The 19,967-nt window shown below is 32.7% G+C and carries 21 protein-coding genes and 1 tRNA gene; 12 read left to right on the top strand and 10 right to left on the bottom strand.

Features of this window, described 5'->3' with window-relative positions; translation table 11 throughout:
* Window positions 1-121 precede the first annotated feature (121 nt).
* A complete protein-coding gene (locus tag ACP7AT_RS00965) occupies window positions 122-1,150 on the top strand; it encodes an alkane 1-monooxygenase (protein WP_426062499.1) in 1,029 nt (342 codons plus the stop codon).
* Between the two features lie 90 nt (window positions 1,151-1,240).
* Window positions 1,241-2,746 (top strand): glutamate--tRNA ligase, encoded by a 1,506-nt coding sequence (gene gltX, locus ACP7AT_RS00960; protein ID WP_426062498.1) that lies wholly within the window; start codon window positions 1,241-1,243, stop codon window positions 2,744-2,746.
* Window positions 2,747-2,779: 33 nt separating this feature from the next.
* Here the strand turns inward: gltX and ACP7AT_RS00955 are convergent, their stop codons facing one another.
* Window positions 2,780-3,421 (bottom strand): outer membrane beta-barrel protein, encoded by a 642-nt coding sequence (locus tag ACP7AT_RS00955; protein WP_426062497.1) that lies wholly within the window; start codon window positions 3,419-3,421, stop codon window positions 2,780-2,782.
* Between the two features lie 78 nt (window positions 3,422-3,499).
* On the opposite strand from ACP7AT_RS00955, the gene ACP7AT_RS00950 reads away from it, so the two are divergent.
* Window positions 3,500-4,480 carry an SPFH domain-containing protein gene (locus ACP7AT_RS00950; RefSeq protein WP_426062496.1) on the top strand — a complete coding sequence of 327 codons (981 nt, stop codon included), beginning with the start codon at window positions 3,500-3,502 and terminating at the stop codon, window positions 4,478-4,480.
* 26 nt (window positions 4,481-4,506) lie between these two features.
* Here the strand turns inward: ACP7AT_RS00950 and ACP7AT_RS00945 are convergent, their stop codons facing one another.
* The 4 genes from ACP7AT_RS00945 to ACP7AT_RS00930 form a co-directional block, all read right to left on the bottom strand.
* Entirely contained in the window at window positions 4,507-4,779 is a 273-nt protein-coding gene (locus ACP7AT_RS00945; RefSeq protein ID WP_426062495.1) for a DUF6327 family protein, read from the bottom strand.
* Window positions 4,780-4,782: 3 nt separating this feature from the next.
* On the bottom strand, window positions 4,783-5,133 hold the full coding sequence (locus ACP7AT_RS00940; protein WP_426062494.1) for a competence protein: 351 nt from the start codon (window positions 5,131-5,133) through the stop codon (window positions 4,783-4,785).
* Between the two features lie 39 nt (window positions 5,134-5,172).
* Window positions 5,173-5,502, bottom strand: coding sequence for a YtxH domain-containing protein (locus ACP7AT_RS00935; protein ID WP_426062493.1), 330 nt, complete (start codon window positions 5,500-5,502; stop codon window positions 5,173-5,175).
* 303 nt (window positions 5,503-5,805) lie between these two features.
* Window positions 5,806-7,908: a glutamine--tRNA ligase/YqeY domain fusion protein gene (locus ACP7AT_RS00930; protein ID WP_426062492.1), complete on the bottom strand. Its 2,103-nt coding sequence runs from the start codon at window positions 7,906-7,908 to the stop codon at window positions 5,806-5,808.
* Window positions 7,909-8,034: 126 nt separating this feature from the next.
* On the opposite strand from ACP7AT_RS00930, the gene folB reads away from it, so the two are divergent.
* Both folB and ACP7AT_RS00920 read left to right on the top strand, forming a co-directional pair.
* A complete protein-coding gene (gene folB, locus ACP7AT_RS00925) occupies window positions 8,035-8,394 on the top strand; it encodes a dihydroneopterin aldolase (RefSeq protein ID WP_426062491.1) in 360 nt (119 codons plus the stop codon).
* 104 nt (window positions 8,395-8,498) lie between these two features.
* Window positions 8,499-8,569 (top strand) — tRNA-Cys (locus ACP7AT_RS00920).
* 695 nt (window positions 8,570-9,264) lie between these two features.
* On the opposite strand, the gene ACP7AT_RS00915 is transcribed toward ACP7AT_RS00920, so the two are convergent.
* The 3 genes from ACP7AT_RS00915 to rnr are packed head-to-tail and all read right to left on the bottom strand — an operon-like array spanning window position 9,265 to window position 12,850.
* Window positions 9,265-9,942 carry a LysE family translocator gene (locus tag ACP7AT_RS00915; protein ID WP_426062490.1) on the bottom strand — a complete coding sequence of 226 codons (678 nt, stop codon included), beginning with the start codon at window positions 9,940-9,942 and terminating at the stop codon, window positions 9,265-9,267.
* A 41-nt stretch (window positions 9,943-9,983) separates the two neighbouring features.
* Window positions 9,984-10,652 carry a head GIN domain-containing protein gene (locus ACP7AT_RS00910; RefSeq protein ID WP_426062489.1) on the bottom strand — a complete coding sequence of 223 codons (669 nt, stop codon included), beginning with the start codon at window positions 10,650-10,652 and terminating at the stop codon, window positions 9,984-9,986.
* 5 nt (window positions 10,653-10,657) lie between these two features.
* Window positions 10,658-12,850 (bottom strand): ribonuclease R, encoded by a 2,193-nt coding sequence (rnr, locus tag ACP7AT_RS00905; protein WP_426062488.1) that lies wholly within the window; start codon window positions 12,848-12,850, stop codon window positions 10,658-10,660.
* Between the two features lie 119 nt (window positions 12,851-12,969).
* Here rnr and ACP7AT_RS00900 point away from each other — a divergent pair, with 119 nt between their 5' ends.
* Window positions 12,970-13,203 carry a DUF2007 domain-containing protein gene (locus ACP7AT_RS00900; RefSeq protein ID WP_426062487.1) on the top strand — a complete coding sequence of 78 codons (234 nt, stop codon included), beginning with the start codon at window positions 12,970-12,972 and terminating at the stop codon, window positions 13,201-13,203.
* A 730-nt stretch (window positions 13,204-13,933) separates the two neighbouring features.
* A complete protein-coding gene (gene rpiB, locus ACP7AT_RS00895; RefSeq protein WP_426062486.1) occupies window positions 13,934-14,362 on the top strand; it encodes a ribose 5-phosphate isomerase B in 429 nt (142 codons plus the stop codon).
* On the opposite strand, the gene ACP7AT_RS00890 is transcribed toward rpiB, so the two are convergent.
* Window positions 14,359-14,637 (bottom strand): DUF1294 domain-containing protein, encoded by a 279-nt coding sequence (locus ACP7AT_RS00890; RefSeq protein WP_426062485.1) that lies wholly within the window; start codon window positions 14,635-14,637, stop codon window positions 14,359-14,361. The two genes, rpiB and ACP7AT_RS00890, sit on opposite strands and share 4 nt — an antisense overlap.
* 63 nt (window positions 14,638-14,700) lie before the next feature.
* Between ACP7AT_RS00890 and ACP7AT_RS00885 the strand changes: the two genes are divergently transcribed.
* The 3 genes from ACP7AT_RS00885 to ACP7AT_RS00875 all read left to right on the top strand — a co-directional run bounded on the left by ACP7AT_RS00885 (window position 14,701) and on the right by ACP7AT_RS00875 (window position 17,441).
* Window positions 14,701-16,824 (top strand): Tex family protein, encoded by a 2,124-nt coding sequence (locus ACP7AT_RS00885; protein WP_426062484.1) that lies wholly within the window; start codon window positions 14,701-14,703, stop codon window positions 16,822-16,824.
* 48 nt (window positions 16,825-16,872) lie between these two features.
* Complete coding sequence (locus ACP7AT_RS00880) at window positions 16,873-17,103, top strand: DUF433 domain-containing protein (RefSeq protein WP_426062483.1); 231 nt, start codon at window positions 16,873-16,875, stop codon at window positions 17,101-17,103.
* An 89-nt stretch (window positions 17,104-17,192) separates the two neighbouring features.
* Complete coding sequence (locus tag ACP7AT_RS00875; RefSeq protein ID WP_426062742.1) at window positions 17,193-17,441, top strand: DUF5615 family PIN-like protein; 249 nt, start codon at window positions 17,193-17,195, stop codon at window positions 17,439-17,441.
* A 77-nt stretch (window positions 17,442-17,518) separates the two neighbouring features.
* On the opposite strand, the gene tatA is transcribed toward ACP7AT_RS00875, so the two are convergent.
* Complete coding sequence (gene tatA, locus ACP7AT_RS00870; RefSeq protein ID WP_113636086.1) at window positions 17,519-17,692, bottom strand: twin-arginine translocase TatA/TatE family subunit; 174 nt, start codon at window positions 17,690-17,692, stop codon at window positions 17,519-17,521.
* A 212-nt stretch (window positions 17,693-17,904) separates the two neighbouring features.
* On the opposite strand from tatA, the gene ACP7AT_RS00865 reads away from it, so the two are divergent.
* Entirely contained in the window at window positions 17,905-18,417 is a 513-nt protein-coding gene (locus ACP7AT_RS00865) for a peptidase (protein ID WP_426062482.1), read from the top strand.
* Window positions 18,418-18,452: 35 nt separating this feature from the next.
* A complete protein-coding gene (locus ACP7AT_RS00860) occupies window positions 18,453-19,940 on the top strand; it encodes a GH3 auxin-responsive promoter family protein (RefSeq protein ID WP_426062481.1) in 1,488 nt (495 codons plus the stop codon).
* Window positions 19,941-19,967: the final 27 nt, after the last annotated feature.

Raw genomic sequence — 19,967 nt, 5'->3', positions numbered from 1 at the left:
CTTCTAATTAATAACTGATAAAAGTACAAATTTATCTCAATCAGAAAACGTTAAAAAATAAGCAAACAGATATAGTTGGAAAAATAGATACGATTGAGTAAATTTATAGAAATCTTTTGATATGAAATATTTATGGGCATACAGTATTCCTGTTGTTGGTACGATAGGAATATATTTAAGTGATTTTTGGTCGTTCTCTGCATTATTCTTTGCTTTTGTTATAATTCCTATTTTAGAGTTACTTTTGCCAGTAGACCAAAAGAATTATGATCAAGAAACCGTTTCGGGTAGATTAAAAAATAAGTTTTTTGACGTTTTACTTTACTTGAATGTTCCCATTGTTTATGGCGCATTATTTTTTTGTTTGTATAAAATTACCCAAACTGGAATTTCCAAAACCGAAATCATTGGGATGACATTAAGTCTTGGAGTTATTCTTGGATCTAATGGCATTAACGTCGCCCATGAACTGGGTCATAGAAAGAATTTTTTTGAAAAAATTTTAGGAAAATTTCTTTTAATTCCAAGCCATTATACCCATTTTTACATAGAACACAATCACGGGCATCATTTACATGTTAGCACTCCTGAAGATCCATCAACTGCCAAATACAATCAAAACCTGTATGCTTTTTGGTTTCAAACAGTCATAGGAACATATAAAAAAGCTTGGGAGATTCAAAAAAAACTAAACACCGTTAATAATCGTTCGTTCTTTTCTGTAAAGAATGATATGTTTTGGTTTACGATAATTCAAATTAGTTATTTACTATTAATTTATTTGTTTTTTGGTTTTAAAGGTTTTTTGCTTGTTTTGTTTGCTGGAATTGTTGGCTTTCTTTTACTGGAAACTATTAATTATATAGAGCATTATGGATTAAAAAGAAACCGCCTTGCTTCCGGAAGGTTTGAACGAGTTTCAGAGAAACATTCTTGGAATTCAAATCACGTTCTTGGAAGAATTATTCTTTATGAACTTACGCGACACAGCGATCATCACTTTAAATCTCAAAAAAAGTACCAAATATTAGAATACCATGATGTTTCCCCGCAAATGCCTTATGGTTATCCCACATGTATGGTATTATCTTTTTTCCCGCAAATATGGTTTGCCGTAATGAATAAACGAGTTCCAATAGAAATGAGGTAGCTTTTAGTGCTTCTTAATTTATTTAAAAAAAGAGGAAGTCTACCAATCTACAAATCCATTTAATTTATCTTTGCACCAAAATTTACAAAAATGTCGAAGCAAGTTCGTGTGCGTTTTGCACCAAGTCCAACTGGACCTTTACATATTGGCGGAGTTCGTACCGCACTATTCAATTATTTGTTTGCCAAAAAAAACAATGGTGTATTCTTCTTAAGAATTGAAGATACGGACCAAAACCGTTTTGTTCCCGGTGCAGAAGAATATATAATGGAAGCACTGGAATGGTTAGGAATTGCGCCCGATGAGACTATTGGTAAAAACGAGAAATTTGGTCCGTACCGTCAAAGCGAAAGAAAGTATTTGTACCAACAATATGCGGATCAGTTAATCAATTCGGGAAATGCGTATTACGCTTTTGATACAGCCGATGCTTTGGATGCGGCAAGAAAATTAGAAGAAGAACAAGGAAACACCTTTATATACAATCACCATAACCGAGAAAAACTGGACACTTCATTAGTGATTTCTGCAGACGAAACTGCTAAAAGGATTGCTGATGGCGAACATTATGTCATCCGTTTTAAAACTCCGGTGAATGAAACGCTGCATTTGCACGACATCATACGTGGAGAAGTGAAATTTGAAACGAATCTTTTAGACGATAAAGTATTGTTTAAAAGTGACGGAATGCCAACGTATCATTTGGCTAATATTGTGGATGATCATTTAATGGAAACGTCGCATGTAATTCGTGGCGAAGAATGGTTGCCATCGATGCCTTTACACATTTTATTGTACAGATCATTTGGTTGGGAAGCACCGGAATTTGCACATTTACCCTTAATAATGAAACCTGTTGGAAACGGAAAATTATCCAAGCGTGACGGTGACAAGATGGGATTTCCTGTTTTTCCATTAGATTGGAAAACTGAAGAAGGTGTTTCGTCCGGTTACAGAGAAAAAGGGTTTTTCCCGGAAGCTGTAATCAACTTTTTAGCCTTATTGGGATGGAATGACGGATCAGAAAAAGAATTATATACACTTGATGAATTAGTTGCTGCATTTGATTTAAACAGAGTGCATAAAGCTGGGGCTAAATTTGATCCGGAAAAAAATAAATGGTTCAATCATCAATATTTAGTGAAACAGAAAGATGAAGATTTGGCGAAAACCTTCGCTCCTTCTTTGATTGAAAAAGGTTTCAACGTTTCTGAAAACGTAGTTACAAAAGTGGTTTCTTTAATCAAAGAACGCGCGCATTTTGTTTCTGAATTTTGGGAAATGAGTGATTTCTTCTTTGTCGCTCCAACAGCGTATGATGAAAAAGCACGCAAAAACTGGAAAGCTGAAACACCGGCATTAATGCAAGAATTAATCTCCGTTATAGATGAAATCACAGATTTCACTTCAATGAATATCGAGACGATTGTAAAAGACTGGATGACGAAAAACGAAATTGGAATGGGAAAAGTAATGCAGCCGTTTCGTTTGAGTTTGGTTGGCGCATTAAAAGGTCCTCACCTATTTGATATCGTTGAAGTAATTGGAAAGAAGGAAACGATTAATAGAATTGAGAAAGCAATTTCTTCTCTTTAAAACTAAAAAAGCTCCCAGATTTGGGAGCTTTTTTTATAAATAAAGAATCAAATCTGCATTAATAATTCCTGAATTCCCTTTGAAATTTACACCTAAATTCTTGTTGTTCAAATTTGCAAGCATATTGTTCAATCCATATTGATAGGAAACATTAGCCCGGAAATGGCGAACTCCAGCAGTAATTCCTACAGTTGGACACAAATTAAAATTTGAAATCTCCCTAATATCTTTGGCCAACAAGGTTGTCCCAGAAATAACATTGTTTGCATCATTATTATCCATATTTAATTTTCTGTTTACTTGAACAATGGGTCCAAATTCAATACTCAAGTGATTTTCGATAATTTTGAAACTTGCTTGTAATGCTATTTGGGCAGAAGCCAATTTATAATTGACATCTTCTTTAGCTGAAGTCAAACTATTCGTTGCAACAGAAAAATTGTTTTCGCTAAACTGAATTGCATAAACCATATCCCAGTTATTATAGAAATTTCCCCGCATACAAAGTCCAGCATTCCAACCCAATTTAGGTTTTGTTTCGAAATTATCAGTGTTCAAGGTAAATTGATTGACTCCAAAACTGATTCCTAACCTGTTTGAATCTCGATATTTAAATTGAGAAAAGGCTGATATTGTGCAGAAAACAAAAACTAAACTAAGTGATATTTTTCTCATATAATTGGAATTTACAAAGACAAACCTAAAGTTTTTTTGTAAATTGTGGGATATTTTTTAACTAAAAATAAAAACATTATGAACATTGCTTTAATTATTCTCCTCGTATTTGGATTTTTCATTTTATTTTCCTCATTTTTTACAGTCAAACAGCAAACGGCTGTTGTTGTAGAGCGATTTGGAAAATTTTTAAGTATCAGACAATCCGGTTTGCATTTGAAAATTCCATTAATTGACAGAATCGCAGGACGTGTGAATCTAAAAATCCAACAATTAGATGTTATCATTGAAACAAAAACGAAAGACAACGTTTTTGTGAAACTTAAAGTTTCAGTTCAATTTATGGTTATCAAAGAAACCGTTTACGACGCTTTTTATAAACTGGAATATCCGCACGATCAAATTACTTCTTATGTATTTGATGTCGTTCGTGCCGAAGTTCCAAAGCTAAAACTTGATGATGTTTTTGAAAGAAAAGACGACATTGCCATTGCTGTAAAAAGAGAATTAAATGAAGCCATGACGACTTATGGATATACCATAATCAACACTTTGGTAACGGATATTGATCCGGATATTCAAGTAAAAAATGCGATGAACAGAATAAATGCGGCTGATAGAGAAAAAACAGTAGCTGAATTTGAAGCAGAAGCTTCCAGAATTAGAATTGTAGCCAAAGCGGAAGCAGAAGCAGAAAGCAAACGATTACAAGGACAAGGAATCGCAAACCAACGAAGAGAAATTGCTAAAGGTTTAGTAGAAAGTGTTGATGTTTTGAACAGAGTTGGTATCAATTCCCAAGAAGCTTCGGCATTGATTGTGGTAACACAACATTATGATACGTTACAAGCTATTGGTGCTGACACAAATTCGAATCTGATCTTATTACCAAACTCTCCACAAGCGGGAAGTGACATGCTTAATAATATGATTGCTTCATTTAGTGCTTCTAATCAGGTAGGTGAATTAATGAAAAAGAGAAGCGAAAGAGGGAATTCTAGAAAGGAAAATACGGTCGAATTACCAGAAGCTCCGGAAACTCCCGATACAGAAGAATAGACACTTATAATCATAAAAAAAGAGGCTTACACGCCTCTTTTTCTTTTTATAAACCAATTTTTGATAAATGGAATTGCTTTATTTAGTATAAAAGGTGCCGCAGTAGAAACGATTGCTCCATAAGGAATAACAGAACTGTACGTTCCTATCAGGTCACTGACAATGTTTTGAGGTGAAAAACTATCCTTGGTTTTCTTTACTCCAAAAATCAATTTTTGATAACTGATTTCTTTTTCTATTTTTAAAATTTCAAGTTCTCTATCAATTTGAGCGTAAGAAGAATATTTTTTTGTTTCCATGATTTAATCGTTAAAAAATATTTCTGAAAATTTCTCCAATATTGGTCCTTCCACAATTTTATCTTTTATTAAAAATAAAAGGCTCGTTGTTAAAAGATATACTCCTCCTACTATTAAAAATCCCAACGGATAATTATTTAAATATTTACCTATTGCCAATGCTCCTGCTATGGAACAAAAGAATAAAACCATGCTGAAACATAGAAAAATCAATGTGAACTTAAGAATCATTGTCGTCGATTTCATTGCTACTTTGAAACCCCACAACTTGTAATAAGATACATTGCTCTGAATATATCCTTGTATTTGTTCTTGAATATCCTCCGTATTTTCTTTTAATTCTTCAAAAGCCATGTACTTCGTTTTAAAATTTGATAGATGGAAAATGCAAGATTATTTTTGAAGTTTTGCATTTTTCCGTTTTAAATCGGCTAATTTATCTTCTAAAAAAGAAATTACCTCTTCGGTTTTATGACTCATATTTGAAACTAAATCTTCGTAGGTTTCTTCTAAATCAAATTTAGCTGTTGTTAATTGGTCGCTCAATTGTACTGATACAGAATCAAGTTTATTTTGTAAATCATTTTTGGCACCATCAAAACCATCTTTTAATTTTCTTCTTGTTTTTGATCCTTTATCAGGTGCGTACAAAATTCCTATTCCGGCTCCAATTGCTACTCCTGCTAAAATAGCGAATAATGTATTTCCTGTAGTATTTGACATAATTCTTAGTTTTAAAAAGTTTGATTTATAAAGATACGGATTTATTAACAACAACCCGCTAACAACTCGTTAAAGTGCAATTTCACAGGACAGAAAGCAAATAAAAGCGAGCTGTTAAATGATTTTTTTGAATTTATACTTCGTACTGTTTATTTAAATAAACAGCTTGAAAAACGCTTTATGAAAGTCATTTTTAATTGCATTAAACTATTGAAAATTAAATTATCATAATAAATTACTATAATGCCAAAAGTCCTCTGCTAAGAGGACTTTGAATCGATAAAACCTATTTAAAAATAAAGCTTAAATTTTAAGCTCATTTAATAATTGCAACACTTTTTCGTTTTTTTCATTATTTTTCATATCTGAAAGTTGTGTTTGAAAAAGACTAAAATTATTCAAATCATTTTGTAAATTCTCAATTACCAAAATTCTAACAGTTGCCATCTGACTTTTTAAGGACATCGTATATAATTTTGTTAAAGAATCTGCCTCAATATCTTGTACTTGTACTTTATCAGAATGATGCAAAATCAGATTTGAAAACAACAACGAGTTATTATCATTCTTAATGTTTTTGACAATAGTCTGAATAATTAAACTGTAATTATCAATACTTTTTATGTTTTCAACAATGGCGTTAAGAATCAAATTGGCATTGTTTTCGTCTTTTTCCTTAACATATTTATTGATTTCTTTTTGAGTATTCATCAATAAATTTTCTTCTTTTTTACCTTTTTCTTCCCAAGCATCTTTCAATCCAACGGTTTTATTAAAGACAATTTTGCCTTCCGTTGAATCTTTGTCCACATTGAAATAACCCAATCGTTGAAACTGAAATTTTTCTCCGGCATGAACTGTTGCTAAACTTGGTTCAACAAATCCTTTAACAATTTGTAATGAATCCGTATTCGTGAATTCCAAGAAATTTTTCTCTTTATGGCTGTCTGGTGCTTCATCGATAAACAAGCGATCATAAAGACGTACTTCCGCTTCCAAAGCATGTTGAATCGAAACCCAATGCAAGGTTCCCGCTACTTTTCGTTGACTGGCTTCGCTCCCACTTCCACTTCGACTATCTTCATCATAAGTTACATGAATCTCAGTTATCGTTCCGGCAGCGTCTTTTATAACACTTTCGCCTTTGATGATATAAGCGTTTTTAAGACGTACTTCTCTGCCTAAACTCAATCGGAAAAACTTTGCCGGAGCCTCTTCAAGAAAGTCTTCTCTTTCAATAAATAATTCTTTAGAAAAAGGAACTTTTCTAAATCCTGCGCTTTCATCTTCCTGATTGTTTTCGGCTTCCAACCATTCTTCTTTATCTTCCGGATAATTCGTAATCACCAATTTTATTGGATCTAAAACTGCCATAACTCTTGGAGCAGTTTTATTCAAATCTTCACGTAAGCAAAATTCCAAAAGAGAAAAATCAATTATATTTTCCCGTTTAGCAACACCAATTATATCACAAAACTTACGAATAGAATTTGCTGTGTAACCTCTTCTTCTTAATCCTGAAATGGTTGGCATTCTAGGATCATCCCAGCCATTCACTATATTTTCCTGAACTAATTGCAATAGTTTTCGCTTGCTCATTACTGTGTAATTCAAGTTCAAACGTGCAAATTCATATTGATGTGGTCTTACTTTTGAATCATCATAAATTTGGTCCAAAAACCAATTGTATAATTCTCGATGCATGACAAATTCTAACGTACAAATAGAGTGTGAAATTTGCTCTATATAATCACTTTCACCATGTGCATAATCATACATTGGATAAATTTTCCAATCGTTTCCAGTTCTGTGATGATGACGGTGCAAAACACGATACATTAATGGATCACGCATCAACATATTCGTAGACGTCATATCAATTTTAGCACGTAAAACATGACTTCCTTCCAGAAAATCACCATTTTTCATTCCTTCGAATAAAGTAAGATTTTCTTCAACTGAACGGTTTCTGTGAGGACCATCAACTCCCGGTTGTGTTGGCGTTCCTTTTTGAAGCGCCATATCTTCTGACGATTGACTATCTACATACGCTTTTCCATTTTTAATCATCGAAATTGCCCATTCATATAATTGCTGAAAATAATCAGAAGAATACAATTCCTCCGTCCAATTATATCCCAACCATTTCAAATCTTCTTTGATGGCATCTACATATTCCTGCTCTTCTTTTGCAGGATTAGTATCATCAAAACGCAAGTTTACCGGCGCATTATACTTTAGCCCTAAACCAAAATTTAAGCAAATCGATTTAGCATGACCAATGTGCAAATACCCATTGGGCTCAGGAGGAAAACGAAAACGTAATTTATCTTTGGGAAAACCGTTTGATAAACTGTCTTCGATGATTTGTTCTATAAAATGGAGTGATTTTTCTTCAGTTGACATTTTTTTGTTTTATTTTAGCAAAGATAAAAAAAGTTTGAGGTTTAAAGTTTAATGTTTCCATAGAAACCTATGAAAAGTTAGCAATTTCGCTTTACACTTTACAATTTTAAACAAAAAAATAAAATAATGGGAATTATAAAACTTAAAAATATCAGAACTTATTCCTACCACGGTTGCTTGATCGAGGAAGGGAAAATTGGATCAGACTATACCGTCAATTTAGAAGTTAAGACCGATTTGAGAAAATCCAGCTTAACTGATGATTTGAAAGATACAGTTGATTACGTGCTCTTAAACCGCATTGTTGTCGAGGAAATGGCGATTCGTTCGGACTTATTAGAACATGTGGCACACCGGATCATAACGCGCATATTTGAAGAAATTCCTGAGATTTCCAGAATCATTGTAGCGGTTTCTAAACTCAATCCTCCTATTGGCGGTGATGTTGAAGCAGTTACTATCGAAATGGAAGAATACAGAAGTTAAATCAAAAATGCTTAAAAAGAATAAAAAAATATTTTTTAAAACTTTTAAACTTTAATCTTTTAAACATTAAACTTTTTAAGTACTTTTGCCATCCGTTTAACAATGGCGTCGTGGCCGAGCGGCTAGGCTGGGCTCTGCAAAAGCTCCTACTCCGGTTCGAATCCGGACGATGCCTCTAAAACCTTCAAAGTAATTTGGAGGTTTTTTTTATGTCCAATTTTTAAGAAAAATTAAGTAAAGTATGGTTCGAATTCAGACGATATTCTAAAACCTTCAAAGTAATTTGGAGGTTTTTTTTATGTCCAATTTTTAAGAAAAATTAAGTAAAGTATGGTTCGAATCCAGACGATAGTTAAAAACCTTCAAAGCAATTTGGAGGTTTTTTTGTGTCCAATTTTTAAGAAAAATTAAGTAAAGTTTGGTTCGAATCCGGACAATGCCTCTAAAACCTTCAAAGCAATTTGGAGGTTTTTTTGTGTCCAATTTTTAAAAAAAATTAAGTAAAGTTTGGTTCGAATCCAGACGATATTCTAAAACCTTCAAAGTAATTTGAAGGTTTTTTTTATGTCTAATTTTTAAGAAAAAATTCGAGAATATTATATTATAAACCATTAAAAAATTAAGAAAAATTAAGTGTTAGGTCTCAATGAAACTTAATTTCTTACTGGTTCAAAAATAATTTTAAATTGATAAGGTGGTAACTAAAAACGTACATGACTTATATGTTAAAAATCTTAAACCAGTAAGTCATTTAAGTGGTAAATTTTTCGATTACATTGCCTTAGAGTTATAATAGTTTACAGTAAAAAGCCTTGATTCTAAATTATTTAGAGTCAAGGCTTTTTACTGTTTTATGAAAATTAAAATCTATTAATTATCTATTTTATCGAATGCATCTTTTACCATTGCTTTTTCTTCCGGGAACCACCCTTGGGTGATTAAAACCAATCCGAAAACCATCATTACAATACTAATTCCTTTTTTAATTTTGAGAATATTTACAGGAGTAAGTTTTGTTTTTAATTGTTTCGCCAAAAGTATTTTGATACAATCTACAAACAAATAAGTCCCAATAACTGCAATAAAGAAAGTTATCATTCTAGAAGTTTGCATTTCTAGTTTTGGCCCAACAGAAATAATGATTGCCAACCAAAAACCAAGAACACCAATGTTGATGATGTTTAACAAAAAACCTTTTATAAAAAGGTTTATATAGTTTTTTTTGACAATTTCCTTATCGATAATATCCGTATTAATTTTTTGTTCTTTCTTTAGCTGTATGAACGAAATTATGCCATAAGCTAACATTAATACACCTCCAAAAATGAAAAGAGCCGGCTGATCTTTTAAACTTTGAATCAACCGATAACTGCCTAAATAAGCAATTCCAATAAAAACAATATCTCCTAAAACGACTCCTAAATCAAACACTAAAGCCGCTCTAAATCCTTTTATAATACTTGTTTCCAGTAAAATAAAAAAAACAGGACCAATCATAAAACTCAAGAAAATTCCCCAAGGAATACCAGCTAATATGTCGTTTATCATTAAAAATTTAAATTTATTGCTCCAAAATCTAAACCAAAGTACTAATTTTTTTCTAAAATCGTACCGCCAATGAAAACTTCCTTGTTAATCTGTTTTGGTTTTCCGTAAATAAAAATAGAGCCTCCAGCTCTTACTTTTGCATCAACTAATGTTGACGCATGGATTTCTGATTTTCCTCCTGCAGCAACGCTTATTGTGGTTTGTGAAGTCTCTAAATCCTTTGCGTTTAAAATTCCTCCAGAAGTTATTACAACATCTTGATTTTTCGTTTTCCCGGATAAAGTAACTATTCCACCAGCATTCGCTTTCACAACTACTTTATCAACATTTATGTCCAAGTTTATTTCTCCTCCTGATTTTGCATTTAAATCCAAGCTTGTTTGTTTAAAATCTTTTTCACTTGAAACATAACTCCCCTCACTTACCGCGATACTTTCCAGATTTTTAAAATATAATTTAACCATAATATCTTCACCTGATAATAATTGTGGAAAAGGCATTCTGATTTTTAATTCTCCGTTTTTATTTACCGTTTCCACTTCGTCAGCTCGTGCTCCTGTTACGACAATTTTGTTCTCTGATGATTCAATTAATTTGACATTGATTTTATCAAAAACTTTAACTTCATCAAAATCTCCTAAGTTTCTGGTTGCTTGAGCATTTGTTAGTTGACTCAAAAATACAACAGCAAGTATCATTAATTTTTTCATTTTTTTTATTTTAACGGTTCTCCAATTCTTCTTAAAAAATTAAAATCCAGTTGTTTTTTAACTAAATCGGCATTTTTTACTTTAACGTAAATTTCGTCACCTAATTGTAATAATTTACCAGAAGTTGCTCCGGTTAGTGCATATTGTTTTTCATCAAAGGTGTAATAATCGTCTTTTATATCTCTAATTCTACACATTCCTTCACATTTATTTTCTATGATTTCAACATAAATTCCCCATTCTGTCACACCTGAAATTACTCCTAAAAATTCCTGATCCTGATGATCTTGCATGTATTTTACCTGCATATATTTAATAGAATCACGTTCAGCATTGGTTGCCAAACCTTCCATTGTGGACGAATGAACACATTTTGTTTCATACGTTTCTTCATCTACAGATTTTCCTCCGTCTAGATAATGTTGCAACAATCGATGCACCATTACATCCGGATAACGACGAATTGGTGAAGTAAAATGCGAATAATAATCAAAAGCCAAACCGTAATGTCCTATGTTATCCGTAGAATATTTGGCTTTACTCATACTTCTAATCGCAAGCGTATCAATTAAATTTTGTTCTTTTTTACCATTCACTTCTTCCATCAACGCATTCAATGATTTTGAAATATCGCCTTTGTTACGGAAATCAATTTTGTAACCAAACTTAGCAATCACCGTTTGCATGGCAATTAATTTATCTTCATTTGGTTCATCGTGAATTCTGTAAATAAAAGTTTTCTTTTGTTTTCCAATGTATTCCGCTACTTTTCTGTTAGCCAAAAGCATGAATTCTTCAATCAGATGATTGGCATCTTTTGAAACTTTAAAATAAACCCCTTGAGGTTCACCGGCTTCATCTAAATTGAATTTGACTTCAACTTTATCAAAAGATATCGCTCCTTCAGCCATTCTTCTTTTTCTAAAAATTTTAGCTAATTCATCCATTTTTAGAGTCGCAGCAACAATTTCTGAAGAAACTTGATACGAACTTCCCGTAATCGAAATTTCTTCAGGAATTACATCGTCTTTGGTTTCTATGATGTATTGCGCTTCCTCGTAAGCAAAACGTTGATCGGAATAAATTACCGTTCGACCAAACCATTGGTTGACAACTTGTGAGGTTTCCGTTATTTCAAAAATAGCGGAAAATGTGTATTTTTCTTCATTTGGACGTAAAGAACAAGCAAAATTTGATAATACTTCCGGTAACATTGGCACTACCCGATCCACTAAATAAACGGATGTTGCTCTTTGATACGCTTCATCGTCCAGGATTGTTCCTTCCTGAAGATAATATGAAACATCGGCAATGTGAATACCAATTTCATAATTACCATTTTCTAATTTTTTGAATGAAAGTGCATCATCAAAATCCTTCGCATCTTTTGGATCAATCGTAAAAGTCAACGTATCTCGCATGTCACGACGTTTGGCAATTTCATCTTCTTCAATCGAAGTATCAATTTTTTGTGCAAACGTTTCTACTTCAATAGGAAACTCAGATGGTAATCCGTATTCAGCAAGAATAGCGTGGATTTCCGTATCGTGTTCTCCTGGTTTACCTAAAACTTTTATTACAGAACCAAAAGGACTATCAGCTCTGGCTGGCCAATCTTCGATGTGAACCAAAACTACATCGCCTTGCTCCGCATCACCTATTTTATCTTTTGGAATAAAAATATCGGTATACATTTTTGGATTTGCAGTAGAAACAAAAGCAAAATTTGCTTGAATGTCAATAACACCAACAAAGTCGGTTTTGTTTCTTTCAAGTACTTCAATTACTTCACCTTCAGGTCTTTTTCCTTTTCTGCGATTGTAAACATACACTTTGACGATATCTTTGTCCAAAGCGTGGTTTAAGTTATTGGTTGGGATAAAGACATCTTCTTCCATTTCAGGACAAACAAAATAAGCTGTTTTACGTCCGGTCATGTCAATTTTACCTTCATAATACTCTTTACTCTCAGCTTTTACTAAGTATTTACCCGGTTCTGATTCTATAATTTTATTTTGCGAAGCCAGAATCTTCAAATCTTTTATAATTTGATTTCTGCTTTCAGTATCGTCAAGCTCCAGCTTTGCACCTATTTGTTTATAATTGAATGCTTTATTAGCACTTTGCGATAATATTTTTATAATTTTTTCAGAGAAATCTTTCTCTTTTTTTATCGGCTTTCTTAATCTTTTACTCATAAATCTGTTCTTAAAAGTCTAAAATTACAAAATACTAAACTGTTATCGGTAAAGAGTTCACAGTTTTAAAGAAAATATAACTTTACAGAATAGTTGTACCTTTATAAAAAGTATCAAAAATGGAAGAATTTCAAACCATTGCAATTTTTAATTATTCACATGAAATTATAGTTATAAAGCATTTGCTGGAGCAGGAAGATATTCACTATTTTTTTGAAAATGAAACATTGGTTTCCATTGATCCGTTTGGAAGTTTCGCATACGGTGGAATCAAACTCAAAATTCATTTTAATGACTTTGAAAAAGTTCAGGAATTATTAGACAATCTCAACAACAATTTAAAAATCGTTTAGATCTAAAATCAATTTTTAGGTTTTAATTTTTTGAAAGTTGTCAACACATATTAATATAATAAAAAATAAAAATTAAATTTAAATTATTTTTTGGTTGTTATTATAGCGTGTTAATAGTAGCAATAAATATATTTTAAAAAGCTTTGAAACCAAGTTTAAAGATTTTATTTAGAGTTATTAACATACTTATTTTGTGATAAAGCATTAGTTTTAAAGTCTTTTTATATTTTAATTAACAATCGTTGATAACACAAAAACTATTGCTTTTGTAAATAACTCACATTACAGTTTTTTGTTGATAACCTACTTTTTATTATTGATAACTATTCTAAAAATTCCCTGAACTAAATTAGGATTTGAAAACTAGGTTTTGGATTACATATTTTTTTGATACAATTAAAAAATAGTTCTTATTTTCTATCCAAAGTTATGAACAGTTTGTGTTAATTTAAAGTTAACTGAATATCAAGCAATTGCGTTTTGCTATTAACAATGCAAATTTTTAACATTTTAAATATATAACTTTCATTGATTTACAGCTATTTATACATTTAAAATAATTGTTGATAACCTTTAATTTAATAGTAATCTGATAGTTACAGAACGTTTTGTTGAATTCATATTTAAAGGTACATTTCAATTAAAATAATCTGGTAAAGAAGCAAGATTTAAATTCATCAGAATAGATTACTTTTTTTAAATTTGCAATACACAACTTAATACATAAATCATGAAAATCTCTATAGGAAATGATCACGCAGGCCCGGATTACAAAAAAGCAATTGTCCAAATGCTTGAAGCAAAAGGACATCAAGTAATTAATTATGGAACAGATTCCGCAGAAAGTGTGGATTATCCAGATTTTGGTCGCCCGGTTGCAACGGATGTTTCTGAAGGAAAAGCTGATTTTGGAATTGTTATTTGCGGAAGTGGAAACGGAATTTCTATGACAGTCAATAAACAGTCTAAAGTTCGCGCTGCTTTATGTTGGATAAAAGAAATTGCAGTTTTGGCGCGTCAACATAATGATGCGAATATTATTAGTATTCCAGCTCGTTTTACTTCAATTCCACAAGCAGTAGAAATGGTAGAAGCGTTCTTAAATACAGAATTTGAAGGTGGAAGACATCAAAAAAGAGTGGATAAAATTTCTTGTTAGAATTTAATTATTCCAAAATTATACAGTCCAAAAAGGATTAAAATTTGAATTAATATAATTCCGTAAAACCTCAAAAGGAAGCTTTCTTTTGAGGTTTTATGTCTAAATAGAAGCATAGCTAACCCGGAACCAATTGTACCGCCAATAACGCTTGGCAGCAATAAATTAAGTTCTGAAATGCGTCTTTTTTGATTTACAGCTAGTTGTTTGTCAATTCCTATTGTTGAAAAAGCAACCAAATTAATTAGTGGAAAATACCAGAATAAAAAAAACATAAATGAGGATTTTGATCCAAAGATACTATTTTAGCAACATGATTTTATAATCTTAAATTTAAAATGACCAATATACAATTCATATCAAAAGTCGTTGCCACTGCAGCAATAAACATTCAAAAAACAGTACAATTATTACAAGAAGATTGTACTATTCCTTTTATTTCTCGCTATCGAAAAGATACAACAGGAAATCTGGATGAGGTACAAATAGAACAAATTGCAAAGCTTCAAAAAGAATACGAAGTGATTGTAAAACGTAAAGAAGCGATTTTAAAATCGATTGAGGAACAAAATGCGCTCAGTCCAGAATTAGAAAAAAAAATCCAACAAAGTTTTGATTTACAGGAATTAGAAGATTTTTATCTGCCATTCAAAAAGAAGAAAAAAACTAAAGCGGATGTTGCCCGTGAAAATGGATTGGAACCGCTGGCCAAAATCATCATGGCGCAAAATAATGACGATGTCAATTTTATATCCACAAAGTATTTGAATGAAAAGGTCATCAATGAAGTAGCGGCATTACAAGGAGCAAGAGATATTATTGCCGAATGGATTAATGAAAATGTTTTTGTTCGCAAACAACTCCGACGATTGTATGAACGCAAAGCTATCATCACCACCAAAGTTGTAAAAACAAAGAAAGACGACGAAGCAGCACAAAAATTCAATCAGTATTTCGACTGGTCAGAACCGCTGACAAAAGCCCCTTCACACCGACTATTGGCGATGCTTCGTGCCGAAAATGAAGGATTTATCAAATTTAAAGTTGAAGTGGATATTGATGAAGCGTATGATATTATTGACACGTTAGTTTTAAAAGGTCAAAATAAAACTACGCCGCACGTTCAATTAGCTATTGAAGACAGTTATAAACGATTGCTGAATCCAGCGATTTCAAATGAAGCTTTGCAAGAAGCCAAAGCGAAGGCTGACGCCAATTCTATTCAGGTTTTTGCGAACAATTTGGGGCAATTATTACTAGCACCGCCTTTGGGAGAAAAACGAATTCTGGCAATTGATCCTGGTTTTAGAAGCGGTTGTAAAATTGTTTGTTTGGACGAAAAAGGAGATTTGTTATACAATGAAACCATTTATCCGCATGCGCCTCAAAAAGAGGAAGCAATGGCGATGAAGAAAATTCGTTCGATGGTGAATTCGTATAAAATTGATGCCATTTCTATAGGAAACGGAACCGCTTCACGTGAAACCGAATTCTTCATCAAGAAAATAGCTTTCGATAAGCCGGTCCAAGTTTTTATCGTTTCAGAAGCGGGAGCATCGGTTTATTCTGCCTCAAAAATTGCCAGAGATGAATTTCCGAATTATGATGTTACAGTTCGAGGTTCAGTTTCTATCGGGCGAAGATTAAGTGATCCATTGGCTGAGTTGGTAAAAATTGACCCGAAAGCCATTGGCGTAGGCCAATACCAACATGATGTTGACCAAAATAAGTTGAAAGAAGAACTGGATAATACGGTGATTCGTTGCGTGAATTCGGTTGGGATAAACATCAACACTGCGAGCAAGCATTTATTGAGTTACGTGAGTGGAATAGGAGAGAAGCTGGCCGAAAATATTGTTCAATATCGTTCTGAAAATGGTCCTTTTACAGATCGAAAACAACTTAAAAAAGTGCCGCGTTTGGGTGAAAAAGCGTACCAGCAAGGCGTTGCTTTTATCCGAATTTCGAATGCAAAAAATCCGTTGGATAATTCGGCTGTTCATCCCGAAGCGTACGGAATTGTGGAGAAAATGGCAAAAGATTTAAAATTGACGGTGCATGATTTAATTGCAAATAAAGAGAAAACGGTTTTAATAAAACCAGAAAATTACATTACACCAGAAATAGGTTTGTTGGGATTGAAAGACATTATCAAAGAACTTGAAAAACCGGGATTAGATCCCAGAAAATCAGCCAAAGTTTTTGAATTTGACCCCAATGTAAAAACGATAAAAGATGTAAAAACAGGAATGGTTTTACCGGGAATTGTGAATAACATTACTAATTTTGGTTGTTTTGTAGATATTGGAGTCAAAGAAAGTGGCCTGGTTCACATTTCCCAACTCAAAGCGGGTTTTGTCAGCGATGTGAATGAAGTGGTTAAATTGCACCAACATGTGCAGGTCAAAGTCACCGAAGTAGATGAAGACAGAAAGAGAATTCAGTTGACAATGGTTATTTAACAATGAATCAAAAAAATTGATTAAATTTGAATATTAAACAAATCAATTATGGAAAATTGGCAAAAATACATCAGCATTAACCCAGAAATTAGAAGTGGAAAACCTTGTATTTCTGGCACCAGAATCACAGTTTCGGATGTGTTATCTTATTTAGCAGCAGGAATGTCGATGGATGAAATTATTGCAGATTTTCCAGCCTTAGATAAACAAAAAATAATTGCAACACTTTCATTTGCAGCTTATCGTGACAATATGACTAAAATAGCATTTGCATCGTGAAGCTGTTATTAGATGAAAATTTATCTTGGCGAATGATAAAACAGCTCACGCCAATTTTCGCAGAAGTTATTCACGCATCAGAATTATAAATTAAACAACATGCAGATGATATTTCTATTTGGGATTATGCTAAGAAATATGGATTTACAATCATCAGTAAAGACGATGATTTTGAAAAAATTGTACTTCTAAGAAAAGCACCACCAAAGTTAATTTATTTGAAAACCTATAATTTAGACACCAAAAAATTAGTTGATTTAATCCAAAAAAATAAAGATAAAATAATCGAATTTATTGATTCAGAAGAAAATGATATTTTCGAAATTTACTCCAATTAGTTTAAAAATTAAATGCATCGAACAATGATCATTTAAACCATAAAAAAAAGCTTTTCATATTATGAAAAGCTTTTTTTTTATTTTATTTCTTCTTCTTTCTTATCAGCTGGCTGACCATCTTTGGCTGCGTTTTTAAACTCTTTGATTCCGCTTCCTAAACCTTTCATAAGTTCCGGTATTTTTTTACCACCAAAAAGTAATAAAACAATCGCTAATATAACGAGGATTTCTGTAACACCTAATCTTCCCATGATTGAATAATTTATTGCCGAAGCAAATTTGTAATAAATCTATAAGCAAAGGTATATAGAAATAGTTTACGGAGATTAATTTTACCGCATTTATTTGGTTTCAAAAGCGTTAAAAATTTGCTAAAAATTAATTTAGGTTTTCAATACGGGATAAATACAAGTAAACACAAGCAAGGACAATAATTGTTATATTTGTTCATTAATCAAATTATATGTCCAAAAAAAGACAAAAGCGACGCAAAATCAAGGAAAATTTATTTAACAAAAGACGTTTAATCATATTAAATGAAGATACTTTTGAAGAGACATTTTCATTGAAACTTACCTTAATGAATGTTTTTGTGGTAGCGACTTTGGGAGCAATAATTATCACATTTGTCACTACTTTAATTATTGCTTTTACTCCTTTACGGGAATTAATACCAGGGTATTCCTCGTCAAAATTAAAGCGAGATGCAACGGAATTAGCCTTAAAATCAGATTCGTTGTCTAATGCTTTAAAAAGAAATGAAGCCTACATTAAATCCATCCAGAAAGTGTTGAATGGAGAGCTGGAATATGCTAAATTCAATAAAGATTCCATACTGGAAGCAGCAGCTGAAATTATTATACCAGTTGATTTATCGCCATCAAAACAAGAACGGGAGCTGCGAGAACAAGTAGCGAAAGAAGATAAAAATTCTCTTCCAAGCTCCTCAAAAACCAGGAACGGAAATCCGAAATAAAAAGTATCTTTCAATTTTTAAAGAACAAAATAAAAATGTCAATAAAATCATTTGCAGCAAAATTATTTGCAAAAAAAATATACAAGGAAACACAGCTTTGGTCCAACGATCCAATTGCAACTCAAAGAAAAGTGCTGTTGCAATTAATCCAAGATGCCAAACAAACACAATTTGGGATTGACCATCATTTTGACCAAATAGCAAACGAGAACGATTTTGCTAAACAAGTTCCGGTTCGGGATTATGAGGCGCTAAAACCGTATGTAGATAAGGTTGTAAAAGGCGAGAAAAATATCCTTTGGAAAGGAAAACCACTTTATTTTGCCAAGACTTCCGGAACGACTTCCGGGGCCAAATATATTCCGTTAACTAAGGAATCCATGCCGTATCATATTGAGGCGGCCCGAAATGCAATTTTGCATTACATTCACGAAACTGGAAATGCTGATTTTGTTGACGGTAAAATGATTTTCTTGCAAGGGAGTCCAATATTAGAAGAAAAAAACGGAATTAAATTAGGAAGATTGTCTGGAATTGTGGCACATTTTGTTCCAAAATACCTTCAAAAAAACAGAATGCCATCTTGGGAAACCAATTGTATCGAAGATTGGGAAACCAAAGTAAATGCGATTGTCGAGGAAACAATCAACGAGAACATGGCTGTGATTTCCGGGATTCCTTCCTGGGTTCAAATGTATTTTGAGAAATTACATCAAAAAGGGGGGAAGCCAGTGGGGGAAATCTTCAAAAATTTCAATTTGTTTATTTACGGTGGCGTCAATTATGAACCGTATCGCGCTAAATTTGAAAATCTTATTGGAAGAAAAGTAGACAGTATAGAATTGTTTCCGGCTTCGGAAGGTTTTTTCGCGTATCAGGATTCGCAAAAGGATAAAGGAATGTTACTGCTTCTGAACTCCGGAATTTTTTATGAATTTATTAAATCGGATGAATTTTACACTGAAAATCCAAAACGATATACGATTGGTGAAGTAGAATTGGGAGTGAATTATGTTTTGATAATTTCAACCAATGCGGGACTTTGGGGATATAATATCGGCGATACCGTACAGTTTATCAGCTTAAAACCGTACCGAATAATTGTCTCGGGAAGAATCAAACATTATATTTCTGCTTTTGGCGAACACGTGATTGGGAAAGAAGTGGAGAGTGCGCTGCAGGAAGCAATTATTGGAACTAATATTCGAATCAATGAATTTACGGTCGCACCACAAATCACTCCAGCAGTAGGGTTACCGTACCACGAATGGTTTATTGAATTTGAAAACGAACCGGAAGACAGCGTATCTTTTGCGGAAGTGCTGGACAATGCGATGCGAAAACAGAACATGTATTATGATGATTTGATTGTTGGCAAAGTGTTGCGAAAAGTGGTGATTACCAAAGTGGCTAAAAATGGCTTTCAGGACTATATGAAATCCATTGGCAAACTGGGCGGACAAAATAAAATCCCGAGGCTTTCCAATGACAGAAATATTGTGGATTTGTTAAAAAGAGAATAAATGTCTTACCTTTGAAGGTTAGAAAAT

Origin of the sequence: Flavobacterium sp. DSP2-3-1 (assembly GCF_049896865.1) — a bacterium.
GTDB lineage: Bacteria > Bacteroidota > Bacteroidia > Flavobacteriales > Flavobacteriaceae > Flavobacterium.
Note: the sequence above shows the minus strand (reverse complement) of the source record. Positions and strands in the feature narration are given on the sequence as shown.